Here is a 23,153-nt window from a genome sequence, read left to right on the forward strand (position 1 = left end):
CGTCGCGCGCCGTCCGCGCCGCGGCCCCGGCCGCGAACGATCGCTGCCGCTATTTACGGCACGCCGGCTTACAACTTGAATGGAAGCGCGATGGCGACGACTGTGCTACAAGAGCGGCTTGGCTGCGGCATGGCGTCGCGGCCCACATTCAACGAGGCCTCCATGTACGTGATCGACATCCGCTACACCGCGCCGCTCGAGCGCATCGACGACGCGCTCGAACGCCACCGCGCCTACCTGCAACGCCATTTCGACGCCGGCGTGTTCGTCGCGTGCGGGCCGAAGGTGCCGCGCGACGGCGGCGTGATCCTCGCGGTGCGGATCGAGCGCGACAAGCTCGATGCGATCCTCGAAACCGATCCGTTCGTCACCGAAGGGCTCGCCACGTACACGGTGACCGAATTCAAGACGACGCGCATCGCGCCGGGCGTCAATCTGCCGGCGCTGCCGTAATGAAAAACACCCCGAAGTCCGGACAAGCGTCCGGCGCTTCGGGGTGCATGCCGCGGGGTGCATGCCGCGGGATACATGCCGTATCGGCAGGCAGCCGCTCGTTTTCGAGTCGTCAGTCGAGCAGCAGCTTCAGATCGTGGACCCACGGCCCCGGCCCCTGGCCGTCGCGCACGAACAGGCGCAGCTTGCCGCTCGGATCGAACACGTAGCTCGCGGCGGTGTGGTCCATCGTGTAGCTGTCGGGCGTCTTGCCCGGCACCTTCGCATAGTAGACGCGGAAGTCCTTCGTCACCTTCTTCAGTTGCGCTTCGTCGGCGGGCCGCAGGCCGACGAACGCCGGATTGAACGCGGGCACGTACTGGCCGAGGATCGCCGCGGTGTCGCGCTCCGGATCGACGGTGACGAACAGCACCTGCACGCGCTTGCCGTCCGGGCCAAGCTGCTGCAGCGCCTGCGACAGCTCCGCCATCGTCGTCGGGCACACGTCCGGGCAGTGCGTATAGCCGAAGAACACCACGACCGCCTTGCCCTTGAATTCGCCGAGCGTGCGGATCTTGCCCGTCGTGTCCGGCAGCGCGAAGTCGCCGGTGAACTGCGAGTTGCCGGTGATGTCGAGATTCTGGAACGCCGGCTGCTGGTTGCAGCCCGCGATCAGCAAGGCGCCCGCGAGTGCGCAGGCGAACAACCAGCCGCGCTGCGCGCGGCGGCATGCAAACAGGGATTTGAGCATTGCGATCGAACCGTTGGAGTTACATCCCGATCATGGGACGTGCGTAGTGGTCGACGAGGAGCGCCGCGAACAACAGCGACAGATAGACGATCGAATAGCGGAACGCGCGGCGCGCGAGCGCATCCGAGTAATCGCGGTAGATCTTCCACGCGTACGCCAGGAAGATCGCGCCGAGCAGCACCGCGCTCGTCAGATAGACGGCCCCGCTCATCCCGGAGATGAACGGCATCATCGTGACGGCGAACAGGATCACCGTGTACAGCAGGATGTGCAGCCGCGTGAACTGCTCGCCGTGCGTGACGGGCAGCATCGGCAGGCCCGCGTTCTCGTAGTCCTTGCGGCGGTAGAGCGCGAGCACCCAGAAGTGCGGCGGCGTCCACACGAAGATGATCAACACGAGAATCCACGCGTCGCCGGGCACCGCGCCCGTGACGGCCGCCCAGCCGAGCGCGGGCGGCATCGCGCCCGACGCGCCGCCGATCACGATGTTCTGCGGCGTCATCGGCTTGAGCAAGAGCGTGTAGATCACCGCGTAGCCGACGAACGTCGCGATCGTCAGCCACATCGTCAGCGGGTTCGTGAACGTGTAGAGCGTCCACGCGCCGAGGCCGCCCAGCACGGTCGAGAACGCGAGGATCTGCAAGGTCGTGATCTCGCCGCGCGCGGACGGACGCCACGCGGTGCGCCGCATCATCGCGTCGATCTTCTGCTCGACGAGGCAATTGATCGCGAACGCCGAGCCCGCGAGCAGCCCGATGCCGATCGTGCCGCCGAGCAGCACTTTCCACGGCACCATGCCCGGCGTCGCGAGGAACATCCCGATCACCGCGCAGAACACGGCGAGCTGCGTGACGCGAGGCTTCGTCAGCGCCAGATACTGGGAGAGACGGCTACCGGGCGTATGGGAAAGTGTCGTGTCCATGTACGGTCAACGTCACGCGGGCGCGGCGTCGCGCGCGGGTTGCGCGACGCGGCCGGGACGGCTTGAAAGGATGCGAAAGTTTAGCATGACGACGAGGAGCAGCAGGATCGCGGCCCCGCCGTTGTGCGCGACGGCGACGGGCAACGGCCATTGCAGCACGATATTCGTCAAACCCGTGACGAACTGCAGCACGACGACGGCGAGCACGCCGTTCGCCGGCCGCCGCAGCGACGCGAAGCGGCGCATCTTCAGCGCGAACGCGATCAGGTACGCGACGACGACGAATGCGAACGTGCGGTGGGTCCAGTGGATCGCGACGAGCGCGTCCTGCGTGATCGCGCCGCCGTCGTTCGTCATCCCGAGCGCGCGCCAAAGGTGGAAGCCGTTGCGGAAGTCCATCGGCGGCATCCACGCGCCGTTGCAGGTCGGGAAATCGGTGCACGCGAGCACCGCGTAGTTCGTGCTGACCCAGCCGCCGAGCGCGATCTGCGCGACGAGCAGCACGAGCGCCGCGAGCGCCGCCGCGCGGTAGCGGCCCGCGCCGGGCTCGTGCGCGGGCAGCGGCGTCTGCCGCGCCGCGAGCCAGCCGAGCGTGCCGAGCAGCGTCAGGCCGAGCAGCAGGTGGATCGTGACGATCACCGGCTGCAGCTTCATCGTCACGGTCCACGCGCCGAACGCACCCTGCACGAGGATCAGCAGCAGCAGGCCCGTCGGCCACCACGGCGAGACATGAAGCGGCTTGCGGCGCAGCCGCGCGGCCCATGCGATCGCCGTCTGCGCGATGATCAGCACGCCGATCGCCATCGCGAAATAGCGGTGGATCATCTCGATCCATGCCTTCGTCATGCTGACGGGGCCCGTCGGCATCGCCTGATGGGCGGCCGTGATCGCCGCATGCGCGACGAACGGCGACGACGTGCCGTAACAGCCCGGCCAGTCCGGGCAGCCGAGCCCCGAATCGGTCAGGCGCGTGAAGCCGCCGAACATCACGAGATCGAGCGTGAGGAACGTCGTGATCCAGACGAGCTTGCGGAACTTGCCGTCGTCCGCCTTCACCCACACGTAGGACAGCGGCAGCAGCGCGATGCAGAGGCCGATCAGGCCGAGTTGCAATAGGTACATCGTGTTTCTCTCTTACCGTCTATCGCCGGTCGGGGCCGGCGCTCAACCGATGCTCGACCACTTGAGGAGCTTCGTCACGTCCTGCTTGATCTTGCTCGGGTCCGGATTCTTCGGGAAACGCATCATCAGGTTGCCGTTCGGATCGACGAGATAGAGGTGATCCGCGACCTGCGTGCCCGCATCGGCGGGCAGCCACGCGGCGACCGCGGCCGGATCGGCGCGCAGCTTGCGCGTGTCCGGATACGCATCGGCGATCGCCGCCGGCACGTTCGCCGCGTCGCTCTTCAGCCACACCATCGTGATCCGCTGCCGCTCGCCCGCCTGCGTCGCGCGCACCTGGCGCATGAAGTAGAGCTTCTTCGCGCATGCGTCGCCGCACGCGCCGCCGTCCTCCATCACGAACAGCCACACGCCGCGCAGCGACGCGAGCGGCACCGTCTTGCCCGTTTCGTCGACGACGGTCAGATCGGGCGGAATCGGCCGCTGCGGCTCGATCAGCGTGCCGTAGTTGGTCGCACCGCCGCGCGGCTTGATCACGTAATACGTGAAATACGACGCGACCACGGGCGCCGCGCAGATGAGCGCGAGCGCGAGCAGCACCCAGCGGCCGCGCCGCCACGAGCCGCGCTGCGCGGGTTCCGCTTGCCGGCCGTCTTGCGGCCGCGTCGGATGGGAAGATTGCATCACCAAAGAGACCTCTTGAAACGATGGACGTCGCGCGGCGCCGCGCTCACGCGTCGCCGGACTGCTTTTTCGCCGCGCGCCGCGCGGCATACAGGCCGAAGCCGGCGGCGGCCGCCGCCATGCCCCACCACTGGAACATGTAACCGTAGTTGCGCTCAACGCCTGTCGTCGGCGCGGGCCAGTCGCGCACGAGCTTGTCGCCGTCGTCGCTCGTCTGCTGGATCACGAACGGCTGCAGCGGCAGGCCCGTTTCCTGCGCATACGCGGTGGCGTCGAGATTCTGCCGGATCTTCTGGCGCGCGGCCGAGCCGCCCTCGCCGAGCTCGAACGCGCGCGACGCGTTGCCGCGCGCGATGCCCTCGATCGTCACGTCGCCCGCGGGCGTCGCGAACGGCTCGATCGCGGTGCGATCGGCGTAATTGCGCGGCAGCCAGCCGCGGTTCACGAGCACGTAGCCGCCGTTCGCGAGCTTCATCGGCATCACGACGTAGAAGCCCGGCTGATCGTTGTACGGCCGGTTGTCGAGGAACACCGCGAGTTCCGGCATGAAACGCCCCGTGGCGCGCACGCGATGGAACTCGATGTCCTTCAACGCGACGCTCTCGCGCGGCACGTCGGCCGGGCTCGCATGCTCGTAGCGCGCGATCTGCGCGTCGAGCGCCTCCTTCTGATGCGCGCGGTCGCGCTGCCAGAAACCGAGCCGCACTGTGATCGCGATCACCGCGAGAATCAGCAGCGCAGGCAGCCAGCGGATTCTCATCGCGCCGCTCCCCGGGCGCGACGATCGCCCGACCGAAGTGCGATAATGCCCCTTTCTTCCTCCAACTGCCGGTTTCCGGTTAGCTTCATGCACATTCTCGTTCCGATCGCCTTCGTACTCATCATCGCCAGCATGGTGTCGGCGCTGTATTTCATGATGCACGACCGAGGCCATACGAAGCGGATGGTCTGGTCGCTCGCGATGCGCGTCGGGCTGTCGATCTCGCTGTTCCTGTTCATCCTGTTCGCGAACTGGATGGGCTGGATCCATTCGACCGGCATTCCGATCGGCCGCTGATGCGGCATAACGCCGCACGAGTGCCGCCCCTTCAAGCAAAAGCGCCGCCCGATGAAGTCGGGGCGGCGCACCGGTCCTGCCTGCGGCGCTTCGGCGCGCATCGCGGCGCCGACGAACCAGGCAAACGGCCCGCGCATTGCTGCGCGGGCCGTTTTCGTTGTTACAGCCAGTAGACGACGACGTACAGGCCGAGCCAGACGACGTCGACGAAGTGCCAGTACCACGCGGCGCCTTCGAACGCGAAGTGGTGATCCGGCTTGAAGTGGCCGCGGATCATACGCACCAGCACCACCGCGAGCATCGTGCCGCCCAGGAACACGTGGAAGCCGTGGAAGCCCGTCAGCAGGAAGAACGTCGAGCCGTACACGCCGGAGCCGAGCGTCAGGTTCAGCTCGTTGTACGCGTGGAAGTATTCGAAGCCCTGCAGGAACAGGAAGCAGACGCCGAGCACGAGCGTCGCGGCGAGCCAGGCGATCGCCTTGCCGCGATGATCCTCGCGCAGCGCGTGATGCGACACCGTCAGCGTCGCGCCCGACGACAGCAGCAGCGCGGTGTTGAGGGTCGGGATCGGCCACGGGCCCATCGTCTTGAAGTGGCCGACGAGGGCGCCCGGGCCTTCGTTCGGCCACACGGCGGAGAAGTCCGGCCAGATCAGCTTGTAGTCGAGGCTGCCGAGCTGGTGCATCGCGATTTCGCGCGCATAGAACAGCGCGCCGAAGAACGCGCCGAAGAACATCACTTCGGAGAAGATGAACCAGCTCATGCTCCAGCGGTACGACTTGTCGACGCGCTTGCCGTACATCCCGCCTTCCGACTCGGCGATCGCGTCGCCGAACCAGTGATACAGCACGAACAGGAGCCACAGCAGGCCGACGAGCGCCGTATAGGGCGCCCACGGCTCGCCGTTGACCCACAGCGCGAACGAGCCGAGCATGATCAGCAGGCCGATGGCCGCGCTGATCGGGTGCTGCGACGGGTGCGGCACGAAATAGTACGGGCTCTCGTTTTGACCGGTCATGCTTGATTCTCCACTTCAGTCCAATTTGTTCCGGAACGATCCGGCTTATTTCTGCGGCGGCGCGCGCGGCGCCTCCTCGCTTTGTTTCTGCTCGCGGCCGCGCACGGCGGCGCGCCCGCTGAATCCGCCCCTGCTACCCGACGACCGCGTGCACGATCAGGATCAGCACGCCGACGAACACGGCCGCCCCGATCAGCGCGGCGATCAGCACGTACAGCGGGTTCAGTTGCGTCGCGTCCGCCTCGAGATCGCGCCGCTTGCGCACGCCGAAGAACGACCACATCACCGCCTTGATCGTCTGCGCGAACGTGCTCTTGTTGTCCGTTCCGCTCACCTACGTCGCCTCCTCAATATCACGCGGCGGGCTTCGCCGCAGCGCCGCCCGTGCGCTCCGCCGCGCCGCGCACGGCGGGCGCGGGCGTGTTCAGCTCGAAGAACGTGTACGACAGCGTGATCGTCTTCACGTCCTTCGGCAGCTTCGGATCGATCACGAACACGACCGGCATGTCGCGCGTCTCGTTCGCCGCGAGCGTCTGTTGCGTGAAGCAGAAGCACTCGATCTTCTTGAAGAACTCGGTGGCCTGCTTCGGCGCATAGCTCGGGATCGCCTGCGCGACCACCGTCCTGCCCTGCCCGTTCGTCACTTCGTAGACGACCGTCGTCAACTCGCCCGGATGCACGTCGATGCTGTTGCGCTTCGGCTTGAAGCCGAGCGGGCCGCGCGCGTTCGCGTCGAGCTCGATCGACACCGTCCGGGTGTAATCGATCTGCGTATTTCTCGCCTCTCGCGCGCTGACGTCGCGCTGCAACAGATTATTGATGCCGGTGATCTGGCAGATCGCGCGGTACATCGGCACCAGCGCGAAGCCAAAGCCGAACATCAGCCCCGCCACGACGACGAGCTTCACGAGCATCGACCGGTTGAACGCGCGATCGACGTTCGCCTCGGGCTTCGACATCAGGACTTCCTCAATACTGCGTCAGGACGTGGACGCAATCCACTGCCTGACGACGGCACCCACAAAGAAAACGGCGACGACGATGAGCAGGATCAAGAGCAGCCGCCTGTTGCCCGCGCGAATCTCGTCGGGCGTTCGCCTTTTTTGTGAATTCCGGGTCATGCGAATTTTTTCGTTCGGGTTGGCGCCGCCCGCGTCGTGCGACGCGGGCGGCGAACGCCATCAAACCATTACTCGACCGTCGGCGGATGCTCGAACGTGTGGAACGGAGCCGGGCTCGGCACCGTCCACTCGAGGCCCGTCGCGCCGTCCCACGGCTTGTCGGAAGCACGCTCGAGCTCGCCGCCGCCGCGATACGCGGGCAGCACGACCGCGAACAGGAAGTACACCTGCGCGAGGCCGAAGCCGAACGCGCCGATCGTCGCGAGCTGGTTGAAATCGGTGAACTGCGCCGGGTAGTCCGCATAGCGGCGCGGCATGCCCGCGAGCCCCACGAAGTGCATCGGGAAGAACGTGATGTTGAAGAAGATCATCGACGACCAGAAATGGATCTTCCCGCGCGTCTCGTTGTACATCCAGCCGGTCCACTTCGGCGCCCAGTAGTACCAGCCGGCGAAGAGCGCGAACAGCGAACCCGCGACGAGCACGTAGTGGAAGTGCGCGACGACGAAGTACGTGCCGTGGTACTGGATGTCGAGCGGCGCCATCGCGAGCATCAGGCCCGTGAAGCCGCCCATCGTGAACACGAACAGGAAGCCGATCGCGAACAGCATCGGCGTCTCGAACGTGAGCGAGCCGCGCCACATCGTGGCCGTCCAGTTGAACACCTTCACGCCCGTCGGCACCGCGATCAGCATCGTCGCGTACATGAAGAACAACTGGCCCGTCACCGGCATGCCGGTCGCGAACATGTGGTGCGCCCAGACCATGAACGACAGGATCGCGATCGACGCGGTCGCGTACACCATCGAGCTGTAGCCGAAGAGGGGCTTGCGCGAGAACGCCGGGATCACCTGCGACACGATCCCGAACGCCGGCAGAATCATGATGTACACCTCGGGGTGGCCGAAGAACCAGAAGATGTGCTGATACATCACCGGATCGCCGCCGCCCGCCGCGTTGAAGAACGACGTGCCGAAGTGGCGGTCGAACAGCACCATCGTGATCGCGCCCGCCAGAACAGGCATCACGGCGATCAGCAGGTACGCGGTGATGAGCCACGTCCACGCGAACATCGGCATCTTCATCAGCGTCATGCCCGGCGCGCGCATGTTCAGGACCGTCACGACGATGTTGATCCCGCCCATGATCGACGACGCGCCCATGATGTGCACCGCGAAGATCGCGAAATCCATGCCCGGACCCATCTGCGTCGACAGCGGCGCGTACAGCGTCCAGCCGGCGGCCGTCGCGCCGCCCGGCGCGAAGAACGAGCCGACCAGCAGCACCGCCGCGACGGGCAGCAGCCAGAAGCTGAAGTTGTTCATCCGCGCGAACGCCATGTCCGACGCGCCGATCTGCAGCGGAATCATCCAGTTCGCGAAGCCGACGAACGCCGGCATGATCGCGCCGAACACCATGATGAGCCCGTGCATCGTCGTCAACTGATTGAAGAACTCGGGCCGCATGATCTGCAGGCCCGGCTCGAACAGCTCGGCGCGAATCGCGAGCGCCATCACGCCGCCCGACAGGAACATGATGAACGAGAACAGCAGGTACAGCGTACCGATATCCTTGTGGTTGGTGGCGAACAGCCAGCGCCGCCAGCCGTGCGGGGTTTCGTGCGCGTGGTCGTCGTGCGCGTGGCCCGCGGCTACGTCGTGCCCGATGCTAGACATGAGAATCTCCTAATGCGAATACGTCGACAAACACAGCGACACGTCAAGCCGCCGGGCCGATCTCGACCCGCCGGGCTTCCTTCGCGTCCGCCCCGCCCGTGATCGTTTCCGGCTTCTTCAGAATGATGCGCTCCTGCGCGACGCCGGCCGTCTTCAGCGCGTCGCGCACGGCCTGCGCGCGGCGCCTGGCCAGTTCGGCGTTCGCGTCGGCCGAGCCCGTCTTGTCGGTGAAGCCTGACAACGCGAGCTTCGCGTCCGGATGCGCCTTCACGTATTCGGCCGCCGCGGCGATCGCGTCCTTCGCGTCCGCCGGCAGCTCGCTCTTGCCCGTCTCGAAATAGATCGCCGCCGGCAGCGCCTGTGCCTGCGCCGGCGCGGCCGCGCCCGATGCGTCGGCCGCCGGCGCCGCCGCACCGCCGTCCGCCTGCTGCGCGTCTTCCGGCAGCTTGCCGTTGCGTGCGTCGGCCACCTGCTTCGGCTGCAGCGAGTCGCCCTTGTGGTTGCCCCACGAATTGCGTTCGTACGTGATCACCGACGCGATGTCGAGATCCGGCAGCGACGCCCACGACGGCATCGCGCCCTTGCCCTTGAGCACCTGCTCGAGATGGCCGGCGATCGGGCCGTTGACGATCTTGCCCCCGTCGAGCGCCGGGAACGCGCCGACGCCCTTGCCGTTCGGCTGGTGGCACACCGCGCAGTTCGCCTTGTAGACTTCCTCGCCGTGCGCCATCAGCTCGGCGCGCGTATACACCTTGTCCGGATCGACCGCGCCCGCGGCGAGCTTCGCCTTCTGCGCGCTCACCCACTTCGCGTAGTCGTCGTCCGACAGCACCTCGACGACGACCGGCATGTACGCGTGCTCCTTGCCGCAGAGCTCCGTGCAGAAGCCGCGGTAGGTGCCGACCTTCTCGGCCTTGAACCAGGTATCGCGCACGAAGCCCGGAATCGCATCCTGCTTGACGCCGAACGCCGGGACGTACCACGAATGGACGACGTCGTTCGCGGTCGTGATGACGCGGATCTTCTTGTTGACCGGCACGACGAGCGGGTGATCGACTTCCTGCAGGTAGGTGTCGCTGATCGGCTGCTGGCCGTTCACTTCGGCGCGCGGCGTCGACAGCGTGGACAGGAAGCTGATGCCTTCGCCCGGGCCCTTCACGTAGTCGTAGCCCCACTTCCACTGGTAACCGGTGACTTTGACCGTGAGGTCGGCGTTCGTCGTGTCCTTCATCGCGACGACGGCCTTCGTGGCGGGCAGCGCCATCAGCACGACGATGATGAACGGCACGATCGTCCAGATGATTTCGACGGTGGTGCTTTCGTGGAAATTGGCGGCCTTGTGGCCTTTCGACTTGCGGTGCGCGAAGATCGAATAGAACATCACGCCGAACACGCCGACGAAGATCGCTGTACAGAGGATCAGCATCATCGTGTGGAGGTCGTAGAGCTCCTCGGCGATCTTCGTCGCGGGCGGCTGGAGATTGATCTCGTTGACGCGGGGGCCGCCCGGGCTGTCGCCCACCGCCAGAGCGGCGCCGGACAAGAGCAGACCGCTGCATGCCAGCACGCCCGTGAGGGCTCGCTTGATTGTTTTCATAGCTTCCTTACCCAAAATTTCCATTCAAACCCTCCCCCGTCGCAAGCCGCCCGCTTCACGCCGGCCGCCTCGTTCAGCCGCAGCGCGAAAGCGACGCGCGCAGTTCGCGCGCGAACTGCGCGCGCCGGTATTGCGCGAGGTGCTGCCCGACCACGACGGACTCTCCGCGCGACACCAATGTGACGGGATCGCGCGGCGACGCACCCGGCTCGACCCGCACCCAGCGCGGATTCAATTCGATCTGCGTCAGCCGCTCCGCGCTCATCCGCTCGATGACGAGCCGGTGAGGAAACAGCCGGATGCGTTCGTAATCGACTGCATGGCGCGCGTAGATGGCAAACGCGACGCCCACCGCCAGCAACTCGACCCCGGTGAAAGGCAGCACGAGCCACGCTCCGCGCCACGACAACAGGACCGCGATCAACAGCGAAAACGCCGCGAGCGACACGTAGAACGCCACGAACTGGCGTGGAGACGCCGAGCAGTTGCGCTTCATCAGCCAGTCCGCGAGGACCGGTTCGGCGTCGTGCAACCCGTCGTGCAACCCGTTCGCTGCTTCCATCGCTGCCTCTCGCGAATGGCGTCTGATGCTTGCCCGCATCGGGCCGGCCGTCCTGTATTGTGAGGACCCCCAGGACGACAAACTGTCGCATTATAGGCGGGTTCAAAGTCATCCACAAGCAAACGGCCATCGCCCGGCGAGCCAAGCGCGACAAGCTTCCCGGCCGTTTTAGGAGGCTTTTTGCAGCGTCCCTCGGCCGTTAATTTCCGGCATAACGAAAACCCCTCTTTACCGCGTCATGAACGCTTCGGCCGCCCTTTGCCGATGTCCTGCACGCGCACGATGCCGAAGCCTTCCGCCGTCGTGCGCGGCGCCGCCTTCCATGCATGCCCGTAGATCACTTCGAACGTGAGCGGAATCGTTCCGTCGTCGCGCCGGCGCGCTTCGAGCGCGTCGTACAGCGCCGCGCGCAGGCGGCGCGACGCATGGCCCGACGCGCCGCGCTCGAACGGATACGCGCCGAGGCGGCGCACGTCGGCGAGCAGCGAATCGGCGGACTTGTACGTGACGGTCAGCGTCTCCTGGTCCATCACCGGAATCTCGAAGCCGCTCTCGACGAGCATGTCGCCGAGGTCGTGCATGTCGACGAAATCGATCACGCGCGCGACGGCGCGCGCGCCGCCCGCCGCGGCGGCCGCGTCCGCGCACGCGGCGCGCAGCTCGCGCAGCGTGTCGGGGCCGAGCGTGCTGAACATCAGCAGCCCGTCGACGCGCAGCACGCGATGCCATTCGGGGAACACGAGATCGGGACGCGCGTGCCAATGCAGCGCGAAGTTGGACCAGAGGAGATCGAACGCGCCGCTCGCGAACGGCAGCGCGGAGAAATCGGCTTGCGCGACGCGCGGCCCGCGATGGCCGAGCGCTTTCGTGAGCGTCGCCGGCAGGAACCGGCGCCAGCTCGTCTCGGCCGTGTCGCGCGCGGCCGCGCGCGCGAGCATCCCGCCCGACGCGTCGACGCCGAACACGGGCGCTTCCGGAAAGCGCGCGCGCAGCAGCGGCAGGTCGTCGCCCGTGCCGCAGCCCGCATCGAGCACGCCCGCCGGGTTCACCTTGATGTAGTCTAGGCGCTCGCGCATCCGCTGCGCAATCTCGCGCGGCAGGAACGACACGGCGTCGAACGCGGCGGCGCGGCGGTCGAAGATCCGCCGCAAGCGCCGCGGATCGTAGGCCGGACGGCCGGTTTTTGCGGAAGCTGGGGACATGTCGGGCACACTGGCGAAGAGCCCGAAGTATACTCGCTCGCTTCGCGCCATTCAGCGAAGCGGCCCTCCGCAGGAGCCCGGCGATGGCGAATCCGGCCGTATTGCGCCGCCGCATACGTGCGGCGGCCGCGTGCGTGGGCATTGTCCTGGCACGTTTTTCCGCTGCTGCGCTGCCGAACCGCTGCGCGTTATGCGGCAATTTGTCACATAGGACAATTTGCGACTGTTGCGACGACGCCTATTGGAATGAGACCCGGCTGCGCTGCTCACGCTGCGCGTTGCCGCTGCACGGCGCGCGCGGTGCGATGCACTATTGCTGCGCCGCGTGCGCGAACGCACCGCCGCCGTTCGACGCGACACTCGCGCTCGCCGACTACCGCGCGCCGCTCGACAGCCTCGCGCTCGACCTGAAGTTCCGCGCGCAGTTCGCGCTCGGCCGCGAATTCGGCGAGCGCCTCGCGCGGCTCGCGGCGGACGCGCTCGACGGCGCGCCGCCGCTCGACGTGATCGCGCCCGTGCCGCTCGCGCGGCGGCGGCTCGTCGAGCGCGGCTACAACCAGGCGTGGGCGATCGCGCGGCCGCTCGCGCGCGCGCTGAAGGTGCGCGCCGATGCGGCGCTCGTTGCGCGCGTGGCCGATACCGCGCCGCAATCGCGGCTCGCGTTCGATGCGCGGCGCACGAACGTCGCGGCGGCGTTCGACGTCGCGCGGCCGGTCGCGGGGCTGCACGTCGGCATCGTCGACGACGTGATGACGTCGGGCGCGACGCTCGATGCGCTCGCGCGCAAACTGAAGGATGCGGGCGCGCGGCGCGTGACGAACTTCGTCGCGCTGCGCACCGCGAAGGATTGACGGCGCGCCGCGGCGCGGCCGCCGCACGGGTTCACACGCTTTTCACCGATCGAATCGAATCATGTTCAACGTTGTTCTCGTCGAGCCCGAAATTCCGCCGAACACCGGCAACGTGATCCGGCTGTGCGCCAACACGGGCGCGCGGCTGCATCTGATCGAGCCGCTCGGCTTTCCGCTCGACGACGCGAAGATGCGCCGCGCGGGGCTCGACTATCACGAATACGCGCAGATGCGCGTGCATCGCGACTGGGACGCGTTCGTCGCCGCCGAGGCGCCCGATCCTGCGCGGATGTTCGCGTTCACGACGCGCGGCTCGGGACGCTTTCACGACCGCGCGTTCGAGCCGGGCGACTGGTTCGTGTTCGGCCCGGAGACGCGTGGGCTCGCGAGCGCGCTCGTCGAGCGCTTTCCCGCCGGGCAGCGCGTGCGGCTGCCGATGCGGCCGGGCAATCGCAGCCTCAATCTGTCGAACACGGTCGCGGTCGTCGTGTTCGAGGCGTGGCGGCAGACGGGGTTCGAAGGCGGGGCTTGAGCGAATGTCGGCCGCCTGGCGGCGGCGCGAAGCAAACGGCATGCGCGACCCACGCGCACGGAGCGAACGCTGCGTGCGCCTCTCGCACGACGCTTCTCGCACGACGTTACGCCGCCGGCCTCCGATCGCCGGCCGATCACAAGCCGATTGCCGGCGCGAGGGCCGCGGCGGGAACCGATCGACGACGGCGGCGAGCGGCGAGCCGCGAACGAACGCGCGCTCAAATACGCGCAAGCGCCGCGCGATAAAGATCGAGCATCGCGTCGGAAAAGCACGCGAATACGATGCGCTCGAATCGCGCGTCGGCCAATTCGCCCGCGAGCGCGTCGGTCACGGTGCGCACCGCGATCGCAGTCGCGTCGGCCGGCGGAAAGCGATACACGCCGCAACTGATCGCCGGAAACGCGATCGACGCGCAGCCGGCGCCGGCCGCGACTTCGAGCGAGCGCCGGTAGCACGACGCGAGCAGTTCGGCCTCGCCGCGCCCGCCGCCGTGCCAGACCGGGCCGACCGTGTGGATCACGTACTTCGCGGGCAAGCGATAGCCTTGCGTGAGCTTCGCGTCGCCCGTCGCGCAGCCGCCGAGCGTCGCGCATTCCTTCACGAGCCCGGGCCCCGCCGCGCGGTGGATCGCGCCGTCGACGCCGCCGCCGCCCAGCAGCGACGCGTTGGCCGCGTTGACGATCGCGTCGAGCGCGAGCGTCGTGATGTCGACGACGCGCGCTTCGACCGACGTCGAACCGATGTTCGGCATGATGCCCTCCATCGAGTGGATCGCGATGCGCACAGCGTACGCCCGCGCGCCCCCGGGCGCACGGAACGCGCGAACGCGGGCGCGCCGCGCAGCGCGCCCGCATTCGTTCGCTTCGGATTGGATTCGATCCGGCCCGCCGGACCCTATTCGGCCTTCGCGTCCCGCCGCAGCAGGCCGCTCACCGCGTCACGCGGCGCGACGCCGTCGAACAGCACCGCGCACACCGCTTCGGTGATCGGCATGTCGACGCCGCGCTCGCGCGCGATCGACAGCACCGCGCGCGCACACCGCACGCCTTCGGCCACGTGGCCGAGCGCGGCCAGGATGTCGTCGAGCGAGCGGCCGGCCGCGAGCTGCAGGCCGACGGTCCGGTTGCGCGACAGATCGCCTGTCGCCGTGAGGATCAGGTCGCCGAGCCCCGTGAGGCCCGTGAACGTCTCCGCGCGGCCGCCGAGCGCGACGCCCAGGCGCGACATCTCCGCGAGCCCGCGCGTGACGAGCGCCGCGCGCGCGTTGAGGCCGAGGCCCAGGCCATCGGCGATACCCGTCGCGATCGCGAGCACATTCTTCACCGCGCCGCCGACCTCGACGCCGACGACGTCGTCGCCCGTGTAGATCCGCATCGCGCCGTGATGGAACGCGGCGAGCGTGCGCTCGCGGCACGCGGTCGACGCGCTCGCGACCGTCAGCGCGACGGGCAGCCCCTGCGCAACTTCGCGTGCGAAGCTCGGGCCCGACAGCACGCCGTAGCTCGCGTGCTCCGGCAGTTCCTCGGCGACCATCTGATGCGGCAGCAGCCGCGTGTCGGCCTCGAAGCCCTTGCAGACCCAGACGAAATGAGCGGGCACGCAGCATGCGTCGCGCATCGCGCGGCACAGCGCGCGCAGCCCGGCCACGGGCGCGGCGATCACGCAGAGCGCGCCGTCCGCTTGCGCGTGCGACAGCGCGGCCGCGAGATCGGCCTCGTAATGCAATGCGGGCGGCAGCGCGACGCCGCCCAGGTAGCGGACGTTCTCGCGCCGCGCGGCAAGCTCGGCGACGAGCGCCGCGTCGCGCGCCCAGAGCAGCGTATCGTGCCGCGCGGCCAGATGCGCCGCGAGCGCGGTGCCCCATGCGCCGGCGCCGAGAACAGCGACTTTCATGCTCAGCACCGGTCGTCGTTCATGCTCAGTTCACCGTCGCGCCGCTCGGCACACCGCCTTGCTGCGCGATCTCGGCGAGGCGCTGCTCGTACAGCGCCTGGAAGTTGATCTCGGCGAGATGGATCGGCGGGAAGCCCGCGCGCGTGATCGCATCGGCGATGTTCGAGCGCAGGTACGGAAACAGGATCGTCGGGCATGCGATGCCGCAAAGCGGATCGATCTGCTCGGCCGGGATGTTACGGATGTCGAAAATGCCCGCCTGCTTCGCTTCGACGAGGAACGCGACCTTCTCGCGCACCTTCGCGGTGACGGTGCCCGCGACGACGATCTCGTAGACCGTGTCGGCGAGGCGCTCGGCTTTCACGTCGACTTCGACTTCAACGGCGGGCATCTCCTGCTCGAGGAAGATCGCGGGCGAATTCGGCTGCTCGAGCGACAGATCCTTCAGGTAGATGCGCTGGATGTTGAAGAACGGTTGGTTTTCGACGTCGGACATGGTGGCTCCCTAAAAATGATTTCGTGGCGGCCGGAACCCTCCGGCACGCCCGGTATGATCGCGCCTGGACCGCGCACCGCCCGCAAGACGGCGGCCGCGCGATGGCTCGCGCCTCGTCAGGCGGCTTCGAGAAGCGGCTTCAGGCCGCCTTCGCGGTCGAGTTTCGACAAGTCGTCGTAGCCGCCGACGTGCGTGTCGCCGATATAGATCTGCGGCACGGTGCGGCGGCCGGTGCGCTCCATCATTTCCGCGCGGCGCGCCGGCTCCTTGTCGATCAGCACCTTCTCGACGTGCTCGACGCCGCGCAGCTTGAGCAGCCGCTCGGCCTGCATGCAATACGGGCACACCTGCGTGCTGTACATGACCACTTTATTCACTTCGCCACTCCTCATTTGACGACCGGCATGCCGGCCTGCTGCCATGCGGCGACGCCGCCCTGCAGCACATGGACGTCCTGATAGCCCGCCTCCTCGACGATCTTGCGCGCCTTTTGCGACTGCTGACCGTTCTGGCACACGAGCAGCACGGGCGTAGCCTTGTTCTTCGACAACTGGCCGGCCTTCGCCTGCAGTTCGCCGAACTCGACGGAGCGCGCGGACGGCAGGTGGCCCGCGCCGTACTCGGCCGCCGGCCGCAGATCGACGACGACCGCGTTGCGGCGGTTGATCAGTTGGGTCGCCTCCGCGGCCGACAGGCCGCCGCCCCCGCGCCGCAGCGCGGGCCACGCGAGCAGGCCGCCGGAAACCACCAGGATCGCGATGAGCGCGAGGTTCGTGTAATCGGTGAAGAACGTCACGGAAAATCCGCCGAAAAAGAGAAATCGGAAAGGGCAATCTTGCCATTATAAAATAACCGTCTGACGCGATGTCGCCCCAGAGCACGGGTCCGCATCCGTGCTTACCGCTTCCTCACCACCGACCGCAAGCATCTATGTACAAGCTCGTTCTCATCCGCCACGGCGAATCGACCTGGAACAAGGAAAACCGCTTCACCGGCTGGGTCGACGTCGACCTGACCGAACAAGGCAACCGCGAAGCCCAGCAGGCCGGCCAGCTCCTGAAGGAAGCCGGCTACACGTTCGACATCGCGTACACATCGGTGTTGAAGCGCGCGATCCGCACGCTCTGGCACGTGCAGGACCAGATGGATCTGATGTACGTGCCCGTCGTCCATTCGTGGCGGCTGAACGAGCGCCATTACGGCGCGCTGTCGGGCCTGAACAAGGCGGAGACGGCCGCGCAGTACGGCGACGAGCAGGTGCTCGTCTGGCGCCGCAGCTACGACACGCCGCCGCCCGCGCTCGAGCCGACCGACGAGCGCGCGCCGTACGGCGATCCGCGCTACGCGAAGGTGCCGCGCGAACAACTGCCGCTCACCGAGTGCCTGAAGGATACGGTCGCGCGCGTGCTGCCGCTCTGGAACGAATCGATCGCGCCCGCGGTGAAAGCGGGCAAGCAGGTGCTGATCGCCGCGCACGGCAACTCGATCCGCGCGCTCGTCAAGTATCTCGACGGCATTTCGGACGCGGACATCGTCGGCCTGAACATCCCGAACGGCGTGCCGCTCGTCTACGAACTCGACGCGAGCCTCACGCCCATCCGGCACTACTACCTCGGCGATCCGGACGCGATCGCGAAGGCGCAGGCCGCCGTCGCGCAGCAGGGCAAGGCGTCGGCGGCCTGATCGCCGCCTTGCGCGGCGCGCGGACGGCAGCCCGCCCGCCGGCATGCGCCGCGCGAACCTGAACCTGTTTCGCGCGGCGCTGTCCGAATCACGCTGGCGCTCCCCGTTTCGCCCCGATCCACAAGGCATCCGGACGAACAGTTATACTTGACCGTCCTATGACCGTCACCATCCCGTTGCTCCCGCGACAGCCACGCGCTTTCCGACCGCACCAGACTCTATGCGTATGAAATTGAAGAACATCGGCCTGATTGCCGCGGGCCTTGCGACTGGCGTCTTCGCGACGCTGCAAATCTCCGCGTCGGCCCAGCAGGCCGTCACGACGGCCGCCGCGCCGCTGCCGCTCGATCAATTGCGGCTCTTCGCGGAAGTGTTCGGGCAGATCAAGCGCGAATACGTCGAGCCCGTCGACGACAAGAAGCTCTTGACCGCGGCGATCAAGGGCATGGTGTCGAGCCTCGACCCGCACTCGTCGTTTCTCGACAAGACCGATTACCAGGAGCTGCAGGAGCAGACGAAGGGCCGCTTCGCCGGCCTCGGCATCGAAATCTCGCAGGAAGACGGCCTCGTCAAGGTGATCTCGCCGATCGAGGACACGCCCGCGTTCCGCGCCGGCATCCGTCCGGGCGACCTGATCACCCGCATCAACGATCGCCCGGTGCGCGGCATGACGCTCGACAAGGCGGTCAAGCAGATGCGCGGCGAGCCCGGCACGAAGGTCACGCTGACGATCTTCCGCAAGAGCGACGACCGCACGTTCCCCGTCACGGTCACGCGCGCGGTGATCCGCGTGCAGAGCGTGAAGATGAAGCTGCTCGATCCGGGCTATGCGTACATCCGCATCACGAGCTTCCAGGAACGCACGACGCCCGATCTCGCGGCGAAGCTGCAGGACATCGCGCGCCAGCAGCCGAACCTGAAGGGCCTGATCGTCGATCTGCGCAACAACGGCGGCGGCCTGCTGCAAAGCGCCGTCGGCGTCGCGGGCGCGTTCCTGCCGCCGGATTCCGTCGTCGTGTCGACGAACGGCCAGATCCCCGATTCGAAGCAGATCTACCGCGACAACTACGAGAACTACCGCCTGCCGTCGTTCGACTCCGATCCGCTCAAGAACCTGCCCGCCGTCTTCAAGACGGTGCCGATGGTCGTGCTGACGAACGCATATTCGGCGTCGGCGTCGGAGATCGTCGCGGGCGCGCTGCAGGATTCGCACCGCGCGGTGATCATGGGCAAGGCGACGTTCGGCAAGGGCTCGGTGCAGACGGTGCGGCCGATGACGGCCGATTCCGCGCTGCGCCTGACGACCGCGTACTACTACACGCCGAGCGGCCGCTCGATCCAGAACAAGGGCATCCTGCCCGACATTCCGGTCGATCAGTACGCGGATGGCGATCCGGACGACGTGCTCGTCACGCGCGAGGTCGACTACACGAACCACCTCGCGAACACACAGGACCCGAACGAGAAGAAGGAGCTCGAGGAACGCGAGCAGCGCAGGATGGAGCAGTTGCGCATCCTCGAAGAGCAGAACGACAAAAAGACGCCCGAGCAGCGCCAGAAGGATCGCGAGCGCAAGCCGATCGAATTCGGCAGCGCGGACGATTTCATGATGCAGCAGGCGCTCAACAAGCTCGAAGGCAAGCCGGTCGCGCAATCGAAGATGATCGCCGCCGACAGCACGACGAAGAGCGCCGCCGCCAAGGCCGCCGCCGCATCGGCACCGAAGGGCGCGTCGGGCGCGGCTGCGAAGCCCGCGTCGGCTGCCAGGCCGGCGTCGGCGCCGCAACCGCAGTAAGCGCCCGCGCCACGCACGGGCCATCGCGGCACACCGCCGCGATGGCCCGTTTTCTTTGCGCGCCTAGAATAATATTCGAGACCGTTTCACCGCCTTGCGGCCCCACGATGAACGACGAACAACTCCTCCGCTATTCCCGCCACATCCTTGTCGACGAGATCGGCATCGACGCGCAGCAGCGCTTTCTCGACGCGCACGCGATCGTCGTCGGCGCGGGCGGGCTCGGGTCGCCCGCAGCGATGTATCTCGCGGCGGCGGGCGTCGGCACGATCACGCTCGTCGATGCCGATACCGTCGATCTCACGAACCTGCAGCGGCAGATCCTGCACGTGACGGCGTCGGTCGGCCGCAAGAAGGTCGAATCGGCGCGCGACGCGCTCGCGCAGCTCAATCCCGACGTGAAGGTGAACGCGGTCGCCGAGCGCGTCGACGACGCGTGGCTGAACGCGCACGTGCCGCGCGCGGGCGTCGTGCTCGACTGCACCGACAACTTCGCGACGCGCCACGCGATCAACCGCGCGTGCGTCGCGCATCGGGTGCCGCTCGTATCAGGCGCGGCGCTGCGCTTCGACGGGCAGATCAGCACGTTCGACTTCCGCGATCCCGGCTCGCCGTGCTACGCATGCGTATTTCCGGAGGATCAGCCGTTCGAGGAAGTCGCGTGCTCGACGATGGGCGTATTCGCGCCGACCGTCGGCATCATCGGCGCGATGCAGGCGGCCGAGGCGCTGCGCGTGATCGGCAGCATCGGCACGACGCTCGTCGGCCGGCTGATGATGCTCGATTCGCTGCGGATGGAATGGAACACGATGAAGATCGCGCGGCAGCCGGATTGCTCGGTGTGCGGCGCGGGCGGCACGCATTGAGCGGCGGCGCCGCTGTCTGCATCTCGTAAAAGCGCAGCGCGCGATCGCGCTTGCGATCGAACCGGAACGGGCGGGCGCGTGCGCCGCCCGATCACGCGGCCACGTCCGCTCGCGGCTCCGCGCTCGCGAGCCGCCCGAGCGCCGCCTGCACTTCTTCCGGCTCGAACGCCGCGAGCACGTCCGCGGTCGGCTTCTCGAGCGCCTTCAGATGCGCGCGCAGGATCTCCTGCTTGACGACGAGCAACTGGCTCGGATGCATCGAGAACTCGGTGAGCCCCATGCCGAGCAACAGGCGCGTGAGCGCCGGATCGCCCGCCATCTCGCCGCACACCGACACCGGCACGCCCGCGCGCTTCGCTTCGCGCAGCGTGAACGCGATCAGATGCAGCACCGCCGGATGCAGCGGATCGTACAGATGCGCGACCGCGTTGTCCGCGCGGTCGATCGCGAGCGTGTACTGGATCAGGTCGTTCGTGCCGATCGACAGGAAGTCGACGCGCTTCAGGAACAGCGGCAGCGCGATCGCCGCGGCCGGAATCTCGATCATCGCGCCAACCCGCACGTTCGGATCGTAGGCGAGCCCCGCCGCGTCGAGCTGCCGCTTCGCCTCGTTGATGAGGTCGAGCGTCTGGTCGATCTCCTGCGCGTGCGCGAGCATCGGCACCAGGATCTTCACCTGGCCGAACGCCGACGCGCGCAGGATCGCGCGCAACTGCGTGAGGAACATCTGCGGCTCGGACAGGCTCCAGCGGATCGCGCGCAGGCCGAGCGCCGGATTCGGCGCGGTTTCGTAGCCTTCGTCGTGCGCGTCGAGCGGCTTGTCCGCGCCGACGTCGATCGTGCGGATCGTGACGGGCATCCCTTGCATCAGCTCGACGGCGCGCTTGTACGCGGCGAACTGCTCCTCTTCCTCCGGCATCCGCACCTTGCTCATGAACAGGAACTCGGTGCGGAACAGGCCGACGCCGACCGCGCCCGCGTCGACGGCCGCCTTCGCGTCGTCGGGCAGCTCGATGTTCGCGAGCAGGTCGATCTTCGTGCCGCAGAGCGTCTGCGCAGGCGAGAACTTCAGGCGCTGCAGCTTGCGCTGCTCGAGCGCCTTCTCCGATTGCCGGTACGAGTATTCCTCGAGCACGATCGGCGCGGGATCGACGATCACGATCCCCTGATCGCCGTCGACGATGATGAGATCGTCCTGGCGAATCAGCGCGCTCGCGTGCTGGACGCCGACCGCGGCCGGAATCCCGAGGCTGCGCGCGACGATCGCCGTGTGCGACGTGCGCCCGCCCAGATCGGTGACGAACGCCTGGAACGACTGCGTCTTGAACTGCATCATGTCGGCGGGCGCGATGTCGTGCGCGACGACGATCATCTCGTCGTGGCCGTTGCCCGCCGCGCGGTCGAGCGCCTGCGCGGCGGACGGCGCGCCCGCGAGCGCCTTCAGCACCCGCTCGACGACCTGCTCGATGTCGGCGCGGCGCTCGCGCAGGTATTCGTCCTCGATGTCGTCGAAGTGGCCGGCGAGCACGTCGAGCTGCTCGGTCAGCGCCCATTCGACGTTGTAGCGGCGCGTGCGGATGAGGTCGATGGTTTCCTGCACGAGCATCGCATCGCCGAGGATCATCGCGTGCACGTCGATGAATGCCGCGACTTCGGTCGGGGTATCGTCGGCCAGATCGGCGCGCAGCACGTCGAGCTCGCGCCGGACCGCGTCGAGCGCCGCACGGAAACGTTCGATCTCGGCCTCGATCCGCTCGGCCTCGATCAGGTAATGCGCGACGTCGAGCGCCGCCGGCGCGATCAGATACGCTCGTCCGATCGCGATGCCTCTTGAAACGGGAATGCCATGCAGCGTGAAGGACACGCGCACCTCCTTGATCACGTGAGTCGCGGCGCACCGCTGCGATGCGCTTATGACCCCGATCGACGATTATAAATTCCGCATGCCCTGCGTGACTGCGTGCGGCGCAGCATCGCGGCACGCCGCCGCGGGACGAAAAAAATGCCGCGACGTTGCGCGGCATTCTCGCTGGATAGCTGAGCGGCCTGCCGCCGCGGCGTCATTGCCCTTCGCCGAATTTGTCGGCGATCAATTTGAGGAGCGCGTCCATCGCCTCCCGCTCGTCCGGCCCCTCGGTCTCGATCGTCACCGTGCTGCCGATGCCCGCCGCCAGCATCATGACGCCCATGATGCTCTTCGCGTTGATCCGGCGGCCGTTGCGCGTCATCCATACTTCCGACTGGAAATTGCCCGCGAGCTGCGTGAGCTTGGCCGACGCGCGCGCATGGAGCCCCAATTTGTTCACGATGGTCGTTTCTTGTTCAAGCATGGTGTTCCGATGAGGTCAAAACGGGCTGCGGCCGGCCTGCCGGCCGCACAGGGTGATGCGAATCGGTGCGCGGCAGGCTCAATGCGGTTGCGTCTGCGCCTTCGGCTCGGGCGGAATCGGCGCGCACTCGCCGCACCCGAGCGCGCTCGGATGCGGCGGCGGCGTGCCCGCCGCGATCTCGTGGATGCCCTTCGTCGAGCCGGCGAGCGCCTTGTCGACGAGCGTATCGAGCGGCGTCGTCCGATAGCAGACGGCGCGCACGAGCATCGGCAGATTGACGCCCGCGAGCACGCGAACGCCTTCGACCTTCGCGAGCTGCCCCGCGATGTTCGCGGGCGTCGCGCCGTACATGTCGGTCAGCACGAGCGCGCCGTTTTCTTCCTTCAGGCGCGCGAGCTCCGCATGCGCGAACGCCATCACCTGGGCCGGATCGTTCTCGGCCTGCACGTCGATGCAACCGATCCGCGCGGGCACGCCGCCGTAGATGTGCGCGATGCAGTCCCGCAAAGCGGTAGCGAGCGGCGCATGCGCGATGATGAGAATGCCTGCCATGTCAGCCT

Annotated in this window: 28 protein-coding genes; 7 read left to right on the forward strand and 21 right to left on the reverse strand. The window is 67.5% G+C overall.

The features are described 5' to 3' along the window. Positions 1-162 precede the first annotated feature (162 nt). Entirely contained in the window at positions 163-453 is a 291-nt protein-coding gene (locus tag AQ610_RS16385; protein ID WP_006024439.1) for a YciI family protein, read from the forward strand. 112 nt (positions 454-565) lie between these two features. Here the strand turns inward: AQ610_RS16385 and AQ610_RS16390 are convergent, their stop codons facing one another. From AQ610_RS16390 to AQ610_RS16410, 5 genes are read right to left on the reverse strand one after another with little or no spacing between them, the layout of a single operon-like run. Then, complete coding sequence (locus tag AQ610_RS16390; protein ID WP_006024438.1) at positions 566-1,183, reverse strand: SCO family protein; 618 nt, start codon at positions 1,181-1,183, stop codon at positions 566-568. 19 nt (positions 1,184-1,202) lie between these two features. Further along, positions 1,203-2,105 (reverse strand): heme o synthase, encoded by a 903-nt coding sequence (cyoE, locus tag AQ610_RS16395; RefSeq protein WP_006024437.1) that lies wholly within the window; start codon positions 2,103-2,105, stop codon positions 1,203-1,205. A gap of 12 nt (positions 2,106-2,117) precedes the next feature. Further along, on the reverse strand, positions 2,118-3,227 hold the full coding sequence (locus tag AQ610_RS16400) for a COX15/CtaA family protein (protein WP_009911166.1): 1,110 nt from the start codon (positions 3,225-3,227) through the stop codon (positions 2,118-2,120). A 42-nt stretch (positions 3,228-3,269) separates the two neighbouring features. Beyond that, a complete protein-coding gene (locus AQ610_RS16405; RefSeq protein WP_043281982.1) occupies positions 3,270-3,911 on the reverse strand; it encodes an SCO family protein in 642 nt (213 codons plus the stop codon). 46 nt (positions 3,912-3,957) lie between these two features. After that, complete coding sequence (locus AQ610_RS16410; RefSeq protein WP_006024434.1) at positions 3,958-4,671, reverse strand: SURF1 family protein; 714 nt, start codon at positions 4,669-4,671, stop codon at positions 3,958-3,960. Positions 4,672-4,758: 87 nt separating this feature from the next. Here AQ610_RS16410 and AQ610_RS16415 point away from each other — a divergent pair, with 87 nt between their 5' ends. Continuing rightward, on the forward strand, positions 4,759-4,968 hold the full coding sequence (locus AQ610_RS16415) for a twin transmembrane helix small protein (protein ID WP_004200193.1): 210 nt from the start codon (positions 4,759-4,761) through the stop codon (positions 4,966-4,968). A 160-nt stretch (positions 4,969-5,128) separates the two neighbouring features. Here the strand turns inward: AQ610_RS16415 and AQ610_RS16420 are convergent, their stop codons facing one another. The 8 genes from AQ610_RS16420 to AQ610_RS16450 form a co-directional block, all read right to left on the reverse strand. After that, a complete protein-coding gene (locus tag AQ610_RS16420) occupies positions 5,129-5,986 on the reverse strand; it encodes a cytochrome c oxidase subunit 3 (RefSeq protein WP_006024431.1) in 858 nt (285 codons plus the stop codon). 133 nt (positions 5,987-6,119) lie between these two features. Beyond that, positions 6,120-6,269, reverse strand: coding sequence for a DUF2970 domain-containing protein (locus AQ610_RS16425; protein ID WP_045554916.1), 150 nt, complete (start codon positions 6,267-6,269; stop codon positions 6,120-6,122). Positions 6,270-6,339: 70 nt separating this feature from the next. After that, a complete protein-coding gene (locus AQ610_RS16430) occupies positions 6,340-6,945 on the reverse strand; it encodes a cytochrome c oxidase assembly protein (RefSeq protein WP_006024429.1) in 606 nt (201 codons plus the stop codon). Positions 6,946-6,966: 21 nt separating this feature from the next. Further along, a complete protein-coding gene (locus AQ610_RS37405; protein ID WP_006024428.1) occupies positions 6,967-7,107 on the reverse strand; it encodes a cytochrome oxidase small assembly protein in 141 nt (46 codons plus the stop codon). Positions 7,108-7,175: 68 nt separating this feature from the next. Continuing rightward, positions 7,176-8,783, reverse strand: coding sequence for a cytochrome c oxidase subunit I (gene ctaD / locus AQ610_RS16435; protein WP_006024427.1), 1,608 nt, complete (start codon positions 8,781-8,783; stop codon positions 7,176-7,178). A gap of 43 nt (positions 8,784-8,826) precedes the next feature. Then, positions 8,827-10,404, reverse strand: a complete 1,578-nt coding sequence (coxB, locus tag AQ610_RS16440; RefSeq protein WP_043281979.1) for a cytochrome c oxidase subunit II — start codon at positions 10,402-10,404, stop codon at positions 8,827-8,829. Positions 10,405-10,453: 49 nt separating this feature from the next. Further along, positions 10,454-10,942, reverse strand: coding sequence for a DUF2244 domain-containing protein (locus AQ610_RS16445; protein ID WP_009911163.1), 489 nt, complete (start codon positions 10,940-10,942; stop codon positions 10,454-10,456). 236 nt (positions 10,943-11,178) lie between these two features. Further along, the gene (locus AQ610_RS16450) at positions 11,179-12,144 is read right to left on the reverse strand and encodes a methyltransferase domain-containing protein (protein WP_015600782.1); all 966 of its coding nucleotides are present in this window, start codon (positions 12,142-12,144) and stop codon (positions 11,179-11,181) included. A gap of 83 nt (positions 12,145-12,227) precedes the next feature. On the opposite strand from AQ610_RS16450, the gene AQ610_RS16455 reads away from it, so the two are divergent. Then, positions 12,228-12,995: a ComF family protein gene (locus AQ610_RS16455; RefSeq protein ID WP_045554874.1), complete on the forward strand. Its 768-nt coding sequence runs from the start codon at positions 12,228-12,230 to the stop codon at positions 12,993-12,995. A 61-nt stretch (positions 12,996-13,056) separates the two neighbouring features. Next, positions 13,057-13,527: a tRNA (uridine(34)/cytosine(34)/5-carboxymethylaminomethyluridine(34)-2'-O)-methyltransferase TrmL gene (trmL, locus tag AQ610_RS16460; RefSeq protein WP_006024422.1), complete on the forward strand. Its 471-nt coding sequence runs from the start codon at positions 13,057-13,059 to the stop codon at positions 13,525-13,527. A 220-nt stretch (positions 13,528-13,747) separates the two neighbouring features. Here trmL and AQ610_RS16465 read toward each other — a convergent pair whose 3' ends face one another. The 5 genes from AQ610_RS16465 to AQ610_RS16485 all read right to left on the reverse strand — a co-directional run bounded on the left by AQ610_RS16465 (position 13,748) and on the right by AQ610_RS16485 (position 16,715). Then, on the reverse strand, positions 13,748-14,281 hold the full coding sequence (locus AQ610_RS16465) for an O-acetyl-ADP-ribose deacetylase (RefSeq protein WP_009911158.1): 534 nt from the start codon (positions 14,279-14,281) through the stop codon (positions 13,748-13,750). A 143-nt stretch (positions 14,282-14,424) separates the two neighbouring features. Then, entirely contained in the window at positions 14,425-15,423 is a 999-nt protein-coding gene (locus tag AQ610_RS16470; RefSeq protein ID WP_043281977.1) for an NAD(P)H-dependent glycerol-3-phosphate dehydrogenase, read from the reverse strand. A 25-nt stretch (positions 15,424-15,448) separates the two neighbouring features. Continuing rightward, entirely contained in the window at positions 15,449-15,919 is a 471-nt protein-coding gene (secB, locus tag AQ610_RS16475; RefSeq protein ID WP_006024419.1) for a protein-export chaperone SecB, read from the reverse strand. 116 nt (positions 15,920-16,035) lie between these two features. After that, positions 16,036-16,296, reverse strand: coding sequence for a glutaredoxin 3 (gene grxC / locus AQ610_RS16480; protein WP_009911157.1), 261 nt, complete (start codon positions 16,294-16,296; stop codon positions 16,036-16,038). A gap of 11 nt (positions 16,297-16,307) precedes the next feature. Continuing rightward, positions 16,308-16,715, reverse strand: a complete 408-nt coding sequence (locus AQ610_RS16485; protein ID WP_006024417.1) for a rhodanese-like domain-containing protein — start codon at positions 16,713-16,715, stop codon at positions 16,308-16,310. A 134-nt stretch (positions 16,716-16,849) separates the two neighbouring features. Between AQ610_RS16485 and gpmA the strand changes: the two genes are divergently transcribed. The 3 genes from gpmA to AQ610_RS16500 all read left to right on the forward strand — a co-directional run bounded on the left by gpmA (position 16,850) and on the right by AQ610_RS16500 (position 20,263). Next, complete coding sequence (gene gpmA / locus AQ610_RS16490; RefSeq protein ID WP_006024416.1) at positions 16,850-17,602, forward strand: 2,3-diphosphoglycerate-dependent phosphoglycerate mutase; 753 nt, start codon at positions 16,850-16,852, stop codon at positions 17,600-17,602. A 220-nt stretch (positions 17,603-17,822) separates the two neighbouring features. Further along, the gene (locus AQ610_RS16495) at positions 17,823-19,397 is read left to right on the forward strand and encodes a S41 family peptidase (RefSeq protein ID WP_006024415.1); all 1,575 of its coding nucleotides are present in this window, start codon (positions 17,823-17,825) and stop codon (positions 19,395-19,397) included. 107 nt (positions 19,398-19,504) lie between these two features. Beyond that, positions 19,505-20,263: a HesA/MoeB/ThiF family protein gene (locus AQ610_RS16500; RefSeq protein WP_006024414.1), complete on the forward strand. Its 759-nt coding sequence runs from the start codon at positions 19,505-19,507 to the stop codon at positions 20,261-20,263. A gap of 91 nt (positions 20,264-20,354) precedes the next feature. Here AQ610_RS16500 and ptsP read toward each other — a convergent pair whose 3' ends face one another. The 3 genes from ptsP to AQ610_RS16515 form a co-directional block, all read right to left on the reverse strand. Beyond that, positions 20,355-22,145, reverse strand: coding sequence for a phosphoenolpyruvate--protein phosphotransferase (gene ptsP, locus AQ610_RS16505; RefSeq protein WP_006024413.1), 1,791 nt, complete (start codon positions 22,143-22,145; stop codon positions 20,355-20,357). A gap of 178 nt (positions 22,146-22,323) precedes the next feature. Further along, a complete protein-coding gene (locus tag AQ610_RS16510; protein ID WP_006024411.1) occupies positions 22,324-22,593 on the reverse strand; it encodes an HPr family phosphocarrier protein in 270 nt (89 codons plus the stop codon). Positions 22,594-22,671: 78 nt separating this feature from the next. Further along, positions 22,672-23,145: a PTS sugar transporter subunit IIA gene (locus AQ610_RS16515; protein ID WP_006024410.1), complete on the reverse strand. Its 474-nt coding sequence runs from the start codon at positions 23,143-23,145 to the stop codon at positions 22,672-22,674. Positions 23,146-23,153: the final 8 nt, after the last annotated feature.

It is taken from the genome of Burkholderia humptydooensis, from assembly GCF_001513745.1.
Lineage (GTDB): Bacteria > Pseudomonadota > Gammaproteobacteria > Burkholderiales > Burkholderiaceae > Burkholderia > Burkholderia humptydooensis.